Here is a 14,279-nt window from a genome sequence, read left to right on the forward strand (position 1 = left end):
CACGCCGGCGTCGAGGCTGTCTTGCAGCTTGCCGACGAAGGTCAGGTGGGTGTCCAGGCCGGTCGAGCTGGTGCCCAGCGAGGCCAGCTTGTTGGTCGTCGTCTGCAGGGCCGTGTCGATGGTCGCAATCATCGTCTTGGCCGCAGCGGCGTCCGCGAAGGTGGTGCCGGTGCTCAGGCCGATACCAGCCAGCGACAGGGTCTTGGAGTTCACCGTGATGGCGGTGCCGTCCGAGTTGGCCAGGAAGCTGAGCTTCGTGGTCGAACCGTCGATGATGCTGGCGCCGTTGAACTTGGCGTTGCTCACGGCCTTGGTGATCTGGTCGCGCAGCGAAGTGAAGTCAGACTTCAGGGCGTTGAACGAGGCAGTGTTCAGCGAGGTGTCGGAAGCGGCCAGGGCCTTTTCCTTCATCTTGCCGAGCAGGTCCGTGACGGTGTCGCCGGCGGCCAGAGCGACGTCGATCGTGGATTGACCGCGTTGCAGCGAGTCCTTCACGGCGTTCATCGAGGAGGCGGTGGCCGACTGGTTCTTGGCGGTGGCCCAGATAGCGCCATTGTCTTTGGCGCTGCCGATCTTCTTGCCGGTGTTGATACGCTGTTGCGTAACGGCGAGATCGCTGTTGGTCGAGTTCAGGTTTTGCAGGGCGATCATCGCGCCCGAGTTCGTGTTGATGCTGTTCAGCGCCATAACGAATATGTTCCTATTTCAGGTTGTCCGACGTCATTTTGACTGCCGGGAGCGTTTTGCTCGCTGAACTAGGAAGCAACTACCGGGCCAATCCTGCCCACCCATGCGAAATTTTTAAGTCGTTGAAATTACTGCGTTATATGTTCGTTTAGGACGTTGCCGCCCGGCAATTCCTGCCGACTTGAGGCGCCATCCGGCAAAATGTGCCGGGCAGGTTTCAGCAGATGCGACCGTTTTGCCCACCCGAAAATCGACCGCCGGTCGCCGGAAATGCGGGACCGGAAAAAGAAAACGCCGGGCGGTCTTCGACCGCCCGGCGCTTGTCGCCGCCTTGGCGCTTCTTCGATCAGCCCTTGAACAGGGACAGGATCGACTGGGGCGCCTGGTTGGCGATGGACAGTGCCTGCACGCCCAGTTGCTGCTTGGTTTGCAGCGACTGCAGCTTGGCGCTTTCCTTGGCCATGTCCGCATCGACCAGATTGCCGACACCGGCGTCCAGGCTGTCCTGCAGCTTGCCCATGAAGGTCAAGTGCATGTCCAGGCCGACCGAGTTGGTGCCGAGCGAAGCCAGCTTGTTCGTCGTCGTGGTCAGAGCCGTGTCGATGGTGGAGATCATCGTCTTGGCCGCCGCGGCGGTCGTGAAGGTCGTCGCCGCCGACAGACCGATGCCCGTGAGGGACAGGGTCCGCGAGGTGACAGTGAACGCCGAGCCCGTTTCGTTCGCCAGGAACTGCAGCTTGGTGGTCGAACCGTCCACGACGCTGGCTCCGTTGAACTTGGCGTTCGTCACGGCCTTGGTGATCTGGTCACGCAGGGACGTGAAGTCAGCCTGAAGGGCGTTGAACGAGGCGGTGTTGAGCGAGGTGTCGGAAGCGGCCAGAGCCTTTTCCTTCATCTTGCCCAGCAGATCGGTGACGGTGTCGCCTGCAGCCAGAGCAACATCGATCGTCGATTGGCCGCGCTGGAGAGAATCCTTCACGGCGTTCAACGAGCTCGACGTCGCGCTCTGCATTTCAGCCATCGACCAGATCGCGCCGTTGTCCTTAGCGCTCGAGATCTTCTTGCCGGTGTTGATGCGTTGCTGGGTGGTGGTCAGCTCCGAGTTGGTGGCGTTCAGGTTCTGCAGCGCGATCATCGCGCCGGCATTGGTGTTGATGGAGTTGGCGATCATAGGAACCTACCATTTTGGTGGAGAGCCCCGGCGTTTTGCCGGTCGGGCGTTTTGCCCGCGGGAACCATCGCAAACGGCGGGCCAGTTCAGGCCAAATCGCAACACCTTGAAATATAAGGGAATTGAAAAATATCAGGCCGGAAACGAAACCGCCCGGCGAATGCAACATTCGCCGGGCGGCAGGTTTTTCCGAAGGGAGCAGGCAATCGGCGCCGAGCGGCGCCGCAGCACGATCAGGTCAGGCCGCTTCGGCCCGAGCGGCCAGGCCCTGCATGATCATGCGGTTGATCTCGATCAGAGGCTCGAACTCCTCTTCCTTGCGCATGACCAGGCTCGAGTGCCGACTGACCCAGAGGCTCAGCGAGATGATGCTCGCGCGCAGCTCCTTGGGCATGGTGTTCTCCGGCAGCGAGCAGTCGGTGGCGAGCGCCGACCAGACACGACGGTTCCAGTCCAGAGCGTGGATACGCTTCTGGATGTCGCCATCCTCGGCTTCCGAAGCCTCCATGAGGGCCCGAGTCACCTGTCCGAACAGACGGTACTCGACCTCTCGCGGATTCTCAGTCCTGGTCGCCGCCTGTTGGTAGGCCCGAAGAGACATTCCCCAACCTCTCGTCTTCGTAATCGATCAGCTTACGGCTCAGCATGAGCGCCTTGTAGTATTCACGCGCCATGACGTGTTTCGAGATCGCGATGCAATCGGCCAGAACGGCCGCGTTGCGCACCACGCCCATGAACTCGGTCAGGCGGGTGGCGAACTCGTCGTAGTATTTCTCGGCGCCGGCCTCTTCCAGGTACATCATCATGACCGGGAAGTAGATCCGACGCGAGGGCGTGGTGACCTGGTCGGGCTGCATGATGTCCTTCTCACGCAGCACCGAGGCCTTGTTCTGGAGGACCAGCACGCCGCGACGATCGCCGTTCTGCACGACCGCCCCGTTCAACACGAATTTCTCGCCGGGCTTCAGCGACAGCTTCAAAGGCACTTTTGGCCGCTCCTTTCCATCGCTGCGCCCGTCCGCCGTGATGGCGGTTCGCCGGAATGGCGTTCAATCGGGACCCTAGGTCGCCGTGGGTTAACGCCTTGTTGCCGCCGACGCGACCGTAAGTCGCAGCTTAGGACTCAATTAAGCATACTCGCCCAGAGGATGAAGTCATCCAATCGCCCAAGGTGGTCGCATGTCCCGCAATCTCGGCTTCGGAATCTCGGCCGCCGCCCTCGCCGCCGCCGAAGAAGCGGCCGGTGAAGGCGTCCACCTGGGCCTGCGCGCCGAACAGCTGGGCGATTCCGCCTCGTCCGATTCGATCGCCCGCCTGAATCTCGAAGCCCGCGCCGTCCGCGACCACGAAAGCGTGAAGCTGCTCAACCGCGCCATCGTCGCCGTGCAGCAAGGCGACTACGCCCGCGCCGAAAAGAACGCCCTCAAGGCCCTGAAGAAGAACGAGCGCACGGGCGTGGCCTGGCACGTCCTGGCCGTGGCCCGCGAGAAGCTGGGCGACTTCGCCTCTTCCATGCAGTGCTACGAGGCCGCGCTGCAGCTCCTGCCCAGCCAGGGCCAGGTGGCCGGCGACCTGGGCCGCCTGGCCTTCCGCCTGGAAATGCCCGACATCGCCGCCAAGCTCTTCATGCATTACCTGAACGAGCGGCCCGGCGACCTCGAAGGCGTCAACAACCTGGCCTGCGCCCTGCGCGACCTGAACCAGGAATCGGCGGCGATCGACGTCCTCAAGCCCGCCATCCAGGCCAATCCGGAAGTTCCCGCGCTGTGGAACACCCTGGGCACGGTGATGTGCAGCATGGGCGAGGGCGCCACCGCCCTCACCTTCTTCGACGAGGCCCTGCGCCTGTCGCCCAACTTCGGCAAGGGCCACCACAACCGCGCCTTCGCCCGGCTCGACCTGGGCGACGTCGAAGGCGCCCGCGCCGACTGCGAGGCCGGCATCGCCGCCGCCGAGTCGACCGAAGACCTGGCCACCATGCGATTCGCCCATTCGACCATCCTGCTGGCCCTGGGCCGCGTGGCCGAGGGCTGGGAGGCCTACCGGGCGCGCCTCGACCCCGAACTGCCCGGCGCGCCGCACTATCCGATGCCCGTCCGCGCCTGGGAGCCCGGCGAGGACCTGGCCGGCAAGCGCCTGCTGGTCCTGGCCGAACAGGGCCTGGGCGACGAGGTGATGTTCGCCAACACCCTGCCCGACGTCATCGAGGCCCTCGGCCCCGACGGCGCCCTGTCGGTGGTGGTCGAGCGCCGCCTCGCGCCGCTGTTCGAGCGCTCGTTTCCGCAGGCCCAGGTCAGCGTCCACCGCACGGTGGCCTATCAGGGCCGCACCTATCGCAACGCGCCCTTCATCGAGGACTGGTCGAAGATCGACCGCTGGGTCCCGATGGCCTCGCTGCTGAAGACCTTCCGCCCGACCGCCGAGGCCTTCCCCGCCCGCGAACGCTTCCTGACGCCCGATCCCGAACGCGTCACCCACTGGAAAAAGGTGCTGGAAAGCGCCCCGCCCGGACCCAAGGTCGGCCTGTTGTGGAAGAGCCTGCGCCTGAACGCCGAGCGCGCCCGCCAGTTCTCGCCGTTCGAGCTGTGGGAACCCGTCCTGAAGACGCCCGGCATCTCGTTCGTGAACCTGCAGTACGGCGACTGCGACGAGGAGATCGCCTACGCCCGCGATCACCTGGGCGTCGAGATCTGGACCCCGCCCGGCATCGACCTGAAGCAGGACCTCGACGACGTCGCCGCCCTCTCCTGCGCGCTGGACCTGACGCTGGGCTTCGCCAACGCCACCATCAACCTGGCCGGGGCCTGCGGCGCGCCGGTCTGGCTGCTGACCGGCGCGGCCGCCTGGACGCGCCTGGGGACCGACCACTATCCCTGGTACCCGCAGGCCCGCTGCTTCATCGCGCCGAACTACGACGACTGGCGGCCGATCATGGCGCAGGTGTCGCAAGCCCTTGGCGAGTTCGCCGGCTGAGGTTCAGGAACGACGGGCGCCGGGGCGGGTTTGACTCCCTGACGGGCGGCGATCGCGCCGCTCCTTGAGGAGACCCGCCATGCCCCCGGAAACCGATTTCGAGCCGCAGGACGTCGCCGAGGTCCTGGACGAGACCAACCTCACCGAAGACGGCGAGGACATCGCCAATTTCGACGACATCGAAGACGTCTACGACGTCACCCAGGCCGAGGACGACGCCTCGGAAGACGAGGACGAGGACCTCGACCTCCTCGACGACGACGAACTCGTGGACATCGACGACGAACTGGAAGCCGGCCGCGACGACGAGGGCCTGGACGTCGAGCGCGAGCCGCTGGATCCGGTCGGCGGCGGCCTGTCGGACGAAGACCAGATCTCCGACGACAGCGAGGAACCGTCCGACTACGAGTCGACGCGCCTGGCCGACGACGACATCGAGGCCCTGGGCTACGACAAGCGCGGCTAGGGCCGCGAAGGCGGGTCGGGTCCGCGATCAAAACATTCTAGCCGCGCGTCAAAGGCGGCGCATAATTCCGCTCCGCCAGGAGACCTCCCATGTCCGATCCCAAACCCGAAGCCCCTGCCCCGGAAGATGCGGAAAACCTCGACGAACAGCTCGAGGAAGGCCTGGAAGAGAGCTTCCCGGCCAGTGATCCGCCGTCGGTGGCCCGCCGTCATCGCCAACCGCCGCAGAACCCGGCTTGATCCGGAAGACCGATGCTCTGTAGGTTAGACTGACGTTTTGAACACTTGTTCGATGCGCGCCCGACGCAACGGGCGCGCCGTCAGGAATACCAGATGAGCCAGCGCTTCGAAGGCACCGCCGACTACGTCGCCACCGAGGACCTCAAGGTCGCCGTCAACGCCGCCGTGGCGCTGGAACGCCCGCTGCTGATCAAGGGCGAGCCCGGCACCGGCAAGACCGTGCTGGCCTATGAAGTGGCCAAGGCGATGAACGCCCCGCTGCTGACCTGGCACATCAAGTCGACGACCAAGGCCCAGCAGGGCCTCTACGAGTACGACGCCGTCACCCGCCTGCGCGACAGCCAGCTGGGCGACGAGCGCGTCAAGGACGTCAGGAACTACATCAAGAAGGGCAAGCTCTGGGAGGCGTTCGAGAGCGGGCAGCGCCCGGTGCTGCTGATCGACGAGATCGACAAGGCCGACATCGAATTCCCGAACGACCTCCTGCAGGAGCTCGATCGCATGGAGTTCTTCGTCTACGAGACCGGCGAGACCATCAAGGCCAAGGTGCGGCCGGTGATGATCATCACCTCCAACAACGAAAAGGAGCTGCCGGACGCCTTCCTGCGCCGCTGCTTCTTCCACTACATCCGCTTCCCCGAGGAGCAGACGATGCAGGCCATCGTCGACGTGCACTTCCCGGGCATCAAGCAGAAGCTGGTCTCCGAGGCGCTGCGCATCTTCTACGACATGCGCAAGGTGCCGGGCCTGAAGAAGAAGCCGTCGACCTCCGAGTTGCTCGATTGGCTGAAGCTGCTGCTGGTCGAGGACATCGACGAGACCGTGCTGCGCGAGAAGGATCCGACCAAGCTGATCCCGCCCCTGCACGGCGCGCTTCTGAAGAACGAGCAGGACGTGCACCTCTTCGAGCGCCTGGCCTTCCTGGCCCGCCGCGAAGGCAGCGCCCGGCCAGGGCAATAGGGTTCCGACGCCGATAAGGCGCAGTTACCGCGATTTCATTGGACGCGGATCGCCGACCCGCACACTTTCGCGCCGAACGCGAAGGACCCTTTCTATGCGCCTCATCCTCGTCCTGGCCGCCAGCGCCGCGGCCCTGGCCGCCTGCTCTCCGGTGGTGTCGGTGAAGACCGACAAGCACGAGCGCGCGGTCCACAGGAAGGAGCCCCTGCGGGCCATCTCGCGGCTGGACTGCCCTGAAAAGCAGGGCGGCCTGACGCGCGTCTCGGTCGCCGCCGACGGCCGCTCGTGCCAGTACGCCGGCGACCAGGCCGAGGTCAGCCTGCGGCTGGTCGACTTCCAGAACAACGACGCCGAAACCGCCCTCGCTCCGATCGAGGCCGAGCTCAAGACCCTGATGCCGCAGCTGAAGGCGGCGGCTACGCCGACCCCGCCCGGCGGCAAGAACACCGCCCACATCAAGCTGCCCGGCCTCAGCATCGACGCCCGCGACGAGGGCGCCGACATCCGCATCGGCGGCATGACCATCAACGCCAACGACGGCGAGGCCCAGGTGCGGGTCACCAAGAACGTCACCGAAAGCGGCGGCGGCAAGACCACCAAGGTCGAGGAGCGCAAGGACGGCGGCCACGAGAGCCGCACGGTCCAGGTCAGCTCCAGCGACGACGGGGACGGCGACGTCTCGATCCACGCCAACGACGACGGCGCGGTGATCCAGCAGCGCCGCAAGGCCAAGGACGGCGTCCGCGCCACCCTGGTGCTGGCCAGCGACAAGGCCCCGACCGGCTATCACCTGGCCGGCTACGAAGCCCGCGGCCCGCAAGGCGGCCCCCTGGCCGTGGCCGTGGTCAAGGCCAAGCGCCGCGACAGCGAGGACGGCGACCTGTTCAAGGCCATGAAGGCGCTCGTGCGCCACAACGTGGGGGGCTAGCCAAGATGCTCCCCCTGAAGGGGGAGCTGTCGCGGAGCGACTGAGGGGGAAGTCGGAGCGGCGTATCAGCAGCTCCTTCCCCCTCCGGCCCTTCGGGTCACCTCCCCCTTCAGGGGGAGGGTCTCGGATGTCAAATCGGCGTCACTTCCATGACCTTGTAGGTCAGCGGCCGGCCGTCCTCGTCGGTGACGGTGACGTACTCGCCGACCGCGAAGCGGTGCTGGCCCAGGCGATGCACGGGCTCGTCATCGATCTGGTCGTCCTCGTCATAGTCGAAGAACCAGCGCTCGCCGCGGCGGGCCAGGCGGCCGTCGGCGGCGTCCTCGTCGGGGGCGAAACGGCGGACGGCGCAGTCCTTCCTGGCCTTGGCGTACTCGGCCTCGTCCAGGTGGCCGTCGTCGGTCAGCGGCGCGGTCAGGGCGTAGCCGCGATGGTCGTCGCCGCCGGCGAACTCGGTGCCCGGATTGCGGGCCAGGCGCATGACGATGCGCGACAGGGACATGGACTGCCTCCTTCTTCTTGGTTGGCTTCTTGGTTGAAAACTCAATGCGACAGGAAGAGCGACGGCCCGTCGGCGTTCAGCACGCTGCGGGTCGTGCCGCCGAAGATGAACTCCTGCAGGCGCGGGTGGCCGAAGGCGCCGGCGACCAGCACCTGCGCCCCCTCCTCGCGCGCGGCTTCCAGCAGGAGCTTGGCCGCGTCATGCGCGCCCTCCAGCACCCGCACCTGGGCGGTGACCCCGCGGGCGGCCAGGAAGTCGACCATCCGGGCCAGCTCGAAGCTGCGCGACGAGGCCGCCGGTGCCCCGGCCACCACCACCCGCGAAGCCTTCTGCAACAGCGGCAGGGCCGTGCGCAGAGCGCGGCTGGCCTCCTTGCCGCCGTCCCAGGCCACCAGCACCGTGCCGCCCACCTTCAGCCCGGGACGGGCCACGACCACGGGCCGCTGCTCGTCGGCGATCATCTGCTGGAACGCTTCCGCAAGAGGACCCTTGCCACGCGCGGCCGCGTCGTCGAACACGATCACGTCCGACAGTCGGCACTCCATGGCCAGGCCCGCCCACACCGGCGATTCCAGCGTGGTGACCCGGGCGCGCGGATAGCCGATCGAGGCGACCAGGGCTTCGACCGCATGCGCGCCCTCGACGGCGGCCTCCTTCAGGCTTTCGAGCGCGGTGACCTGCACCCCGCCCATGAACCCCTCGCCCATCCACGGCATCAGGTCGGCCACGTCGGCCGGCGCGTGGATCGCGGCCAGTTCGGCGTCAAAGCCGGCGGCCAGTTCGGCCGCGGCCCGCAGGACGCCTTCATCGGACTTGGCCCCGGCCAGCGGCGCCATGATTCTCGCCCAGCTCATGATCCATCCTCCAAATCGCCGGCGCGCGGCGGACACGAAAACCAATTCCGACGCCCTGCCGCGACGCGCCTTTGCGCGCTTTCTGACAAAACGCATTTCCACAGGCGTCGGCCCGGGCCATCATTGATCTTCATCAAGCGATGCGGCACTCAAACCACCTTCACCGTAAGGAACGATCTCGTGGCCAAAGGGCTGCATAAGGGCCAGCCGAGAGCGTGGCAGCGGATGCTTTCGGGCCGCAGGCTGGACCTGCTGGACCCGTCGCCGATGGATATCGAGATCGAGGACATCGCCCACGGCCTGGCGCGGGTGGCCCGCTGGAACGGCCAGACGATCGGCGACCACGGGTTCTCGGTGGCCCAGCACAGCCTGGTGGTCGAGGAGATCGCCGCCCACATCAAGCCCGACCTGGAGCCGCGCTGGCGCCTGGCGGCCCTGCTGCACGACGCCTCCGAATACGTGATCGGCGACATGATCAGCCCGTTCAAGGCGGCGCTGGGCGTGTCGTACAAGGACTTCGAGGCCCGGCTGGAGGACGCCATCCACATCCGCTTCGGCCTGCCGGTGAAGACCCCGGCCCCGATCAAGAAGCTGATCAAGCAGGCCGACCGCGCCTGCGCCTTCTTCGAGGCCACCCAGCTGGCCGGGTTCGAGCACGCCGAATCCCTGTCGATCTTCGGCGCCCCGCCCGCCGGCTACGACCTGAAGATCGTTCCCCAGCCCCCGTTCGAAGCCCAGGCCCGCTACGTCCAGCGCTTCCACGTGCTGTCGAAGGCGGCCGGCTACGAATCCTCGCCCAGCGCGGCGTTCGAGACCGAATGAGCGGCGGCTCTTCCAGCTCCGCCGTCGTCATCGGCCTGTCGGCCGTGGTCGTGGCCGTGCGCGACGGCGAGGTCGTGGTCCTGACCGTGCGGCCGCACGACGCCGTCACCGACATCGCCTCGCCCCTGCCCGGCCTGCCGTTCGGCCCGTTCGACCCCGAGGGCCACCGCACCTTCGAGCTGGCCCTGCGCGCCTTCGTCACCGAGCAGACCCGCTTTCAGCTGGGCTATGTCGAGCAGCTCTACACCTTCGGCGACAAGGGCCGCGACGCCCCGCGCGCCGAGGTCGGGGCCGGCGCGGCCCGCGTCGTGTCGATCGGCTATCTGGGCCTGACGCCCAAGGCCACCGACACCCAGGCCCCCGACACCGTCTGGGCCCCATGGACCCGGTTCTTCCCCTGGGAGGACTGGCGCGCCGGCCGTCCCGCCCTGCTCGACGAGGCCATCGCGCCTGCCCTGCGCCGCTGGGCCGGCGACGACGCCGACCGCCTCTCCCGCGCCCGCCTGGCCTTCGCCCTGGACGGCGCGCCCTGGAACGAGGAACGGGTGCTGGAGCGCTACGAGCTGCTCTACGAGGCGGGCCTGGCCCCCGAGGCCGCGCGCGACCGGGCCCGCGCCGACGGCCATGACCCGGCCGAGCCCGAGGCCCTGTCGGCGGCCCTGGGCGAGCCGATGATCTCCGACCACCGGCGGATCCTGGCCACCGGGCTTTCCCGCCTGCGCGGCAAGATCAAGTACCGCCCGGTGGTGTTCGAGCTGACGCCGGCCGAGTTCACCCTCTCGACCCTGCAGCGCACCGTCGAGGCCATAGCCGGCGTGCCGCTGCACAAGCAGAACTTCCGCCGCGTGGTCGAGCGCGAGGACCTGGTCGAGGGCCTGGGCCGCCTGGACAGCGAAACCGGCGGCCGCCCGGCGGAGCTGTTCCGGTTCAGGCGCGAGATCCTGGGCGCGCGGCAGGCCGGCGGGCTGTCGCTGCCGCTGCTGCGGGAATGATCCTCGCTGCGGGCGGTTGACGCCCACCGCAACCTGCGGCCGACTGCGGTCATGAAGATCGACATCCGCATCCTGGCCGCGGTCGGCGCCGCCGTGATCCTGCTCGGCACGGGCCTGGGCCTGGTGGCCTACGTGTTCCACGACGCCGCCGACGAGGCGGTCGAAGACCGGGGCGACGACCAACTGGCCATTTCCGGCGGCAAGATCGCCATCCAGAACCGCTTCCCCGAAGCCACGGCCGTGGTCTTCGGCAAGGTCTTCACCCACCAGGACGGCGACGTCGTCTCGGTCTGCGGCCAGGTCGACATCCAGCAGGAACAGGACAGCTTCGACGGCCCCGAGCGGTTCATCTGGTCGGACGGCGCCCTGATGGTCGAGGAGGCCGACGGCAGCGACGCGGTGAACGCCAAGTGGGCGGATGTTTGTGAGTAGAAGATGCTCCCCCTGAAGGGGGAGCTGTCGCGAAGCGACTGAGGGGGAAGTGGGTGCTGAATTTCAGCGGCCACTTCCCCCTCCGGCCCTCTGGGCCACCTCCCCCTTCAGGGGGAGGATCTATCGGTTCAGCCCGCCACCTGCCCGAAATCCGCCACCTGGCCCATGGCCGCGCGGACGGCGGCGAGGGTCTTGAGGCGGTTGTCGCGGTGCTCGGGGTCGTTGACGAAGACGCCGTCGAGATAGGCGTCGACCGGACCGCGCAGCTCGGCCAGCTGGGCCATGGCGCCGGTGAAGTCTTCCTTGGCCAGGGCGTCCTTCAGCGGGCGGTCCAGCAGGCGCAGGGCCTGGTAGAGCCCCACCTCGGCGGCGCTGTCGGCGGCCGGCTCCTCAGGCGTACCTTCCGGCAGCGGGCCCTTCTTCTCCTCGGCCTTGAGGATGTTGGAGGCGCGCTTGTAGCCGGCCAGCAGGTTCTTGCCGTCGTCGGTCTTCAGGAAGCCGTCCAGGGCCTCGACCCGCGCGACGATCCGCACCAAGTCGTCGTCGCCCAGAGCGAACACGGCGTCGACCAGGTCGTGACGCTTGCCTTGGTCCTTAAACGTGACCTTCAAGCGATCGACCAAGAACGTCACAATCTCGCTGGTCAGCTGAGCAAGTCGATAGTGCGCCGTTCCCTCATAGTCCCACTTCGATCGAAGTTGAGCGGGATCTTCAAGTTGGTTGCGGAAGGTCCGGAGCAGCGAAACGCGAGTATTGGATGCCAGGATCGTCCGAATGATCCCCAGCGCCGCCCGGCGCAGCGCGAACGGATCCTTGCTGCCCGTCGGCTTCTCGTCGATCGCGAAGAAACCGACCAGCGTATCCAGCTTGTCCGCCAGCGCCACAGCCACGCTCAGCGGCGCGGTCGGGACGGCGTCGGAGGGGCCCTGCGGCTTGTAGTGGTCCTGGATCGCCGAAGCGATCTCGGAGTCCAGGCCGAAGTGGCGGGCGTAGTAGCCGCCCATGATCCCCTGCAGCTCGGGGAATTCGCCGACCATCTGCGAGGTCAGGTCGGCCTTGGCCAGGCGCGCGGCCTCCTTGGCTTTCTCGACATCGGCGCCGACCAGGGGCGCGATCTCGCCGGCCAGGGCGACGATGCGCTCGACGCGCTGGGCCATGGTGCCGAGCTTGGCGTGGAAGGTCACGCCGTCCAGCTTGGCCAGCCAGGGCTCGAAGCCGGTCTTGACGTCCTCGTCCCAGAAGAACCGGGCGTCCGACAGGCGCGACGACAGCACCTTGGCGTTGCCGGCGGCGATCACCTTGCCGCCGTCCTTAGCCTCGATATTGGCCACGGTGATGAAGTGCGGGGCCAGGCCCGCCTGCCCCGGCTTGCGCACGGCGAAATACTTCTGGTGGGTGCGCATCGAGGTGCGGATCACCTCGGGCGGCAGGTCGAGGAACGACGGGTCCATGTCGCCCAACACCGGCGTCGGCCATTCGGCGAGGCCCGCGACTTCTTCCAGAAGTCCCTGGTCTTCGACCAGTTCGAGATGACGGGCGAAGCAGAGGGTCTTGCAGCCTTCGAGAATGCGCGCCTTGCGCTCCTCGACGTCGAGCACCACGAAGTGGGCTTCGAGGCCGGCGACATATTCGTCGAAGTCCTTGGCGACGAAGGGCTTGGCTTCACCCATGAAGCGGTGGCCTTCGGTGACGTCGCCGCTGGCGATGCCATCGATGCTGAACGGCACCACTTCACGGTCGAGCACGCAGAGGATCCGCTTCAGCGGACGCACCCAGCGCAGCTTGCCCGTGCCCCAGGTCATCGACTTGGGCCAGGCGAAACCGCGAACGATGGCTTCCACCATCTCGGCGACGATCTCGGCGGTCGGGCGGCCCTTCTTTTCGACGAAGGCCATCCAGACGCCGTTCTGCTCGACCAGTTGGTCCTGCGTCAGGCCGGCCTTGCGCAGGAAGCCGTCCATGGCCTGCTGCGGGGCGCCGACGCGCGGGCCCTTCAGCTCTTCCTTGCGGTCGGCCTGGGCCAGCGGCAGGCCTTCGGCCACCAGGGTCAGGCGGCGCGGGCCGGCGAAGGTCTTCAGGGCCTCGGGCAGGAAACCGGCGGCGGCCAGGTGTTCGCGCGCCATGCGCTCCAGGTCCTTGGCGGCCTGGCCCTGCATGCGGGCGGGGATCTCTTCGGAGAACAGTTCGAGAAGCAGTTGGGGCATTGGAGTTACGCGGCTTCCTGCAGCTCGACCCACTTCTGGGCGCACATCTTACAGAGGTCGCGGATGCGGCCGATGTAGCTGGCGCGCTCGGCGACGGCGATCGCGCCGCGGGCGTTCATCAGGTTGAAGAGGTGGCTGGCCTTGAGGACCATGTCGTAGGCGGGCAGGACCAGGGTCTCGTTCTTGTAGGAGCGGGCCAGCATCAGCGGCACCTGCTGCTCCATCTGCTCGAACTGCTGCTTGAGCACGGCGACGTCATAGCCGTGGAAGTTGGCTTCCGACTGCTGGCGTTCGTTGGCCAGGAAGACGTCGCCATAGGTCAGGGCGCCCAGCGGCGAGTCGGGATCGTTGAACGGCAGGTCATAGACGTTGTCGACGCCGAACACGTACATGGCCAGGCGTTCCAGGCCGTAGGTCAGCTCGCCGGCCACCGGGTTCACGTCCAGGCCGCCAACCTGCTGGAAGTAGGTGTACTGCGACACTTCCATGCCGTCGCACCAGACCTCCCAGCCCAGGCCCCAGGCGCCGACGGTGGGGTTTTCCCAGTCGTCCTCGACAAAGCGGATGTCGTGGGTGCGCAAATCGAGGCCGATGGCCTCCAGCGAGCCCAGATAGAGGTCCTGCATGTCGGCCGGGTTCGGCTTCAGGATCACCTGGTACTGGTAATAGTGCTGCAGGCGGTTGGGGTTCTCGCCGTAGCGGCCGTCGCCCGGACGGCGCGAGGGCTGGACGTAGGCCGCGTTCCACGGCTTGGGGCCGAGCGCGCGCAGCACCGTGGCCGGGTGCAGCGTCCCCGCCCCCACTTCCACGTCGTGCGGCTGCAGGATCACGCAGCCCTTTTCGCTCCAGTAGTTATGGAGCGTCAGGATGAGGCTTTGAAACGATTTGGGGGCGGCGGGCATGACGTCCGAACAAGGGCCTGAAAAAAGTCGGCGGACCATAGGGCCCGCCGACTGTCGCTTCAAGCGAAGGGGACGTCGTTTGTTACACCCCGTTCGAACTTAGTTGCCCTTGGCGGCCGAGCGCTTGCCGGCGTTGGACATCGGCGA

The 14,279-nt window shown here is 67.0% G+C and carries 15 protein-coding genes and 1 pseudogene; 8 read left to right on the forward strand and 8 right to left on the reverse strand.

Features of this window, described 5'->3' with window-relative positions:
- The 4 genes from DMC18_RS18175 to flbT all read right to left on the reverse strand — a co-directional run.
- A partial coding sequence (locus tag DMC18_RS18175) for a flagellin (protein ID WP_110133180.1) occupies positions 1–687 on the reverse strand: 687 nt, incomplete at its 3' end.
- Between the two features lie 346 nt (positions 688–1,033).
- Positions 1,034–1,858, reverse strand: coding sequence for a flagellin (locus DMC18_RS18180; RefSeq protein WP_110121789.1), 825 nt, complete (start codon positions 1,856–1,858; stop codon positions 1,034–1,036).
- Positions 1,859–2,096: 238 nt separating this feature from the next.
- On the reverse strand, positions 2,097–2,459 hold the full coding sequence (gene flaF / locus DMC18_RS18185) for a flagellar biosynthesis regulator FlaF (protein ID WP_110121788.1): 363 nt from the start codon (positions 2,457–2,459) through the stop codon (positions 2,097–2,099).
- The gene (flbT, locus tag DMC18_RS18190; protein ID WP_110121787.1) at positions 2,419–2,844 is read right to left on the reverse strand and encodes a flagellar biosynthesis repressor FlbT; all 426 of its coding nucleotides are present in this window, start codon (positions 2,842–2,844) and stop codon (positions 2,419–2,421) included. The genes flaF and flbT overlap by 41 nt, the downstream gene beginning before the upstream one ends.
- 193 nt (positions 2,845–3,037) lie before the next feature.
- Here flbT and DMC18_RS18195 point away from each other — a divergent pair, with 193 nt between their 5' ends.
- From DMC18_RS18195 to DMC18_RS18210, 5 genes are all read left to right on the forward strand, one after another.
- Entirely contained in the window at positions 3,038–4,831 is a 1,794-nt protein-coding gene (locus DMC18_RS18195) for a tetratricopeptide repeat protein (protein ID WP_110121786.1), read from the forward strand.
- A 79-nt stretch (positions 4,832–4,910) separates the two neighbouring features.
- The gene (locus DMC18_RS18200; protein ID WP_110121785.1) at positions 4,911–5,297 is read left to right on the forward strand and encodes a primosomal protein; all 387 of its coding nucleotides are present in this window, start codon (positions 4,911–4,913) and stop codon (positions 5,295–5,297) included.
- 89 nt (positions 5,298–5,386) lie between these two features.
- Positions 5,387–5,536, forward strand: a complete 150-nt coding sequence (locus DMC18_RS26630) for a hypothetical protein (RefSeq protein ID WP_199228602.1) — start codon at positions 5,387–5,389, stop codon at positions 5,534–5,536.
- Between the two features lie 93 nt (positions 5,537–5,629).
- The gene (locus DMC18_RS18205) at positions 5,630–6,496 is read left to right on the forward strand and encodes a MoxR family ATPase (RefSeq protein WP_110121784.1); all 867 of its coding nucleotides are present in this window, start codon (positions 5,630–5,632) and stop codon (positions 6,494–6,496) included.
- Between the two features lie 94 nt (positions 6,497–6,590).
- A complete protein-coding gene (locus DMC18_RS18210) occupies positions 6,591–7,424 on the forward strand; it encodes a hypothetical protein (RefSeq protein WP_110121783.1) in 834 nt (277 codons plus the stop codon).
- Between the two features lie 130 nt (positions 7,425–7,554).
- Here DMC18_RS18210 and DMC18_RS18215 read toward each other — a convergent pair whose 3' ends face one another.
- Together DMC18_RS18215 and DMC18_RS18220 are read right to left on the reverse strand one after the other, a co-directional pair.
- Positions 7,555–7,926 carry a hypothetical protein gene (locus DMC18_RS18215; RefSeq protein ID WP_110121782.1) on the reverse strand — a complete coding sequence of 124 codons (372 nt, stop codon included), beginning with the start codon at positions 7,924–7,926 and terminating at the stop codon, positions 7,555–7,557.
- Positions 7,927–7,967: 41 nt separating this feature from the next.
- Positions 7,968–8,780, reverse strand: a complete 813-nt coding sequence (locus tag DMC18_RS18220) for a universal stress protein (RefSeq protein WP_110121781.1) — start codon at positions 8,778–8,780, stop codon at positions 7,968–7,970.
- Between the two features lie 180 nt (positions 8,781–8,960).
- Here DMC18_RS18220 and DMC18_RS18225 point away from each other — a divergent pair, with 180 nt between their 5' ends.
- The 3 genes and pseudogenes from DMC18_RS18225 (at position 8,961) to DMC18_RS18235 (ending at position 11,026) form a co-directional block, all read left to right on the forward strand.
- Positions 8,961–9,602 (forward strand): YfbR-like 5'-deoxynucleotidase, encoded by a 642-nt coding sequence (locus DMC18_RS18225; RefSeq protein ID WP_110121791.1) that lies wholly within the window; start codon positions 8,961–8,963, stop codon positions 9,600–9,602.
- A pseudogene (locus tag DMC18_RS18230) lies at positions 9,568–10,594 on the forward strand (NAD regulator); the annotation flags it as partial. The gene DMC18_RS18225 and the pseudogene DMC18_RS18230, both read left to right, overlap by 35 nt.
- 51 nt (positions 10,595–10,645) lie before the next feature.
- A complete protein-coding gene (locus tag DMC18_RS18235; protein WP_110121780.1) occupies positions 10,646–11,026 on the forward strand; it encodes a hypothetical protein in 381 nt (126 codons plus the stop codon).
- Between the two features lie 128 nt (positions 11,027–11,154).
- Here the strand turns inward: DMC18_RS18235 and glyS are convergent, their stop codons facing one another.
- Positions 11,155–13,230 (reverse strand): glycine--tRNA ligase subunit beta, encoded by a 2,076-nt coding sequence (gene glyS / locus DMC18_RS18240; protein WP_110121779.1) that lies wholly within the window; start codon positions 13,228–13,230, stop codon positions 11,155–11,157.
- Between the two features lie 5 nt (positions 13,231–13,235).
- Positions 13,236–14,132, reverse strand: coding sequence for a glycine--tRNA ligase subunit alpha (locus tag DMC18_RS18245; protein ID WP_110121778.1), 897 nt, complete (start codon positions 14,130–14,132; stop codon positions 13,236–13,238).
- Between the last annotated feature and the right edge of the window lie 147 nt (positions 14,133–14,279).

This window comes from Caulobacter sp. D5, assembly GCF_003185805.1.
Classification (GTDB): domain Bacteria; phylum Pseudomonadota; class Alphaproteobacteria; order Caulobacterales; family Caulobacteraceae; genus Caulobacter.

What these genes read in the sequence shown, in the direction of transcription:
- DMC18_RS18180 (WP_110121789.1), bottom strand. Translation starts at nt 1,858, where the DNA reads ATGATCGCCAACTCCATCAACACCAATGCCGGCGCGATGATCGCGCTG.
- flaF (WP_110121788.1), bottom strand. Translation starts at nt 2,459, where the DNA reads ATGTCTCTTCGGGCCTACCAACAGGCGGCGACCAGGACTGAGAATCCG.
- DMC18_RS18195 (WP_110121786.1), top strand. Translation starts at nt 3,038, where the DNA reads ATGTCCCGCAATCTCGGCTTCGGAATCTCGGCCGCCGCCCTCGCCGCC.
- DMC18_RS18200 (WP_110121785.1), top strand. Translation starts at nt 4,911, where the DNA reads ATGCCCCCGGAAACCGATTTCGAGCCGCAGGACGTCGCCGAGGTCCTG.
- DMC18_RS26630 (WP_199228602.1), top strand. Translation starts at nt 5,387, where the DNA reads ATGTCCGATCCCAAACCCGAAGCCCCTGCCCCGGAAGATGCGGAAAAC.
- DMC18_RS18205 (WP_110121784.1), top strand. Translation starts at nt 5,630, where the DNA reads ATGAGCCAGCGCTTCGAAGGCACCGCCGACTACGTCGCCACCGAGGAC.
- DMC18_RS18210 (WP_110121783.1), top strand. Translation starts at nt 6,591, where the DNA reads ATGCGCCTCATCCTCGTCCTGGCCGCCAGCGCCGCGGCCCTGGCCGCC.
- DMC18_RS18215 (WP_110121782.1), bottom strand. Translation starts at nt 7,926, where the DNA reads ATGTCCCTGTCGCGCATCGTCATGCGCCTGGCCCGCAATCCGGGCACC.
- DMC18_RS18220 (WP_110121781.1), bottom strand. Translation starts at nt 8,780, where the DNA reads ATGAGCTGGGCGAGAATCATGGCGCCGCTGGCCGGGGCCAAGTCCGAT.
- DMC18_RS18235 (WP_110121780.1), top strand. Translation starts at nt 10,646, where the DNA reads ATGAAGATCGACATCCGCATCCTGGCCGCGGTCGGCGCCGCCGTGATC.
- glyS (WP_110121779.1), bottom strand. Translation starts at nt 13,230, where the DNA reads ATGCCCCAACTGCTTCTCGAACTGTTCTCCGAAGAGATCCCCGCCCGC.
- DMC18_RS18245 (WP_110121778.1), bottom strand. Translation starts at nt 14,132, where the DNA reads ATGCCCGCCGCCCCCAAATCGTTTCAAAGCCTCATCCTGACGCTCCAT.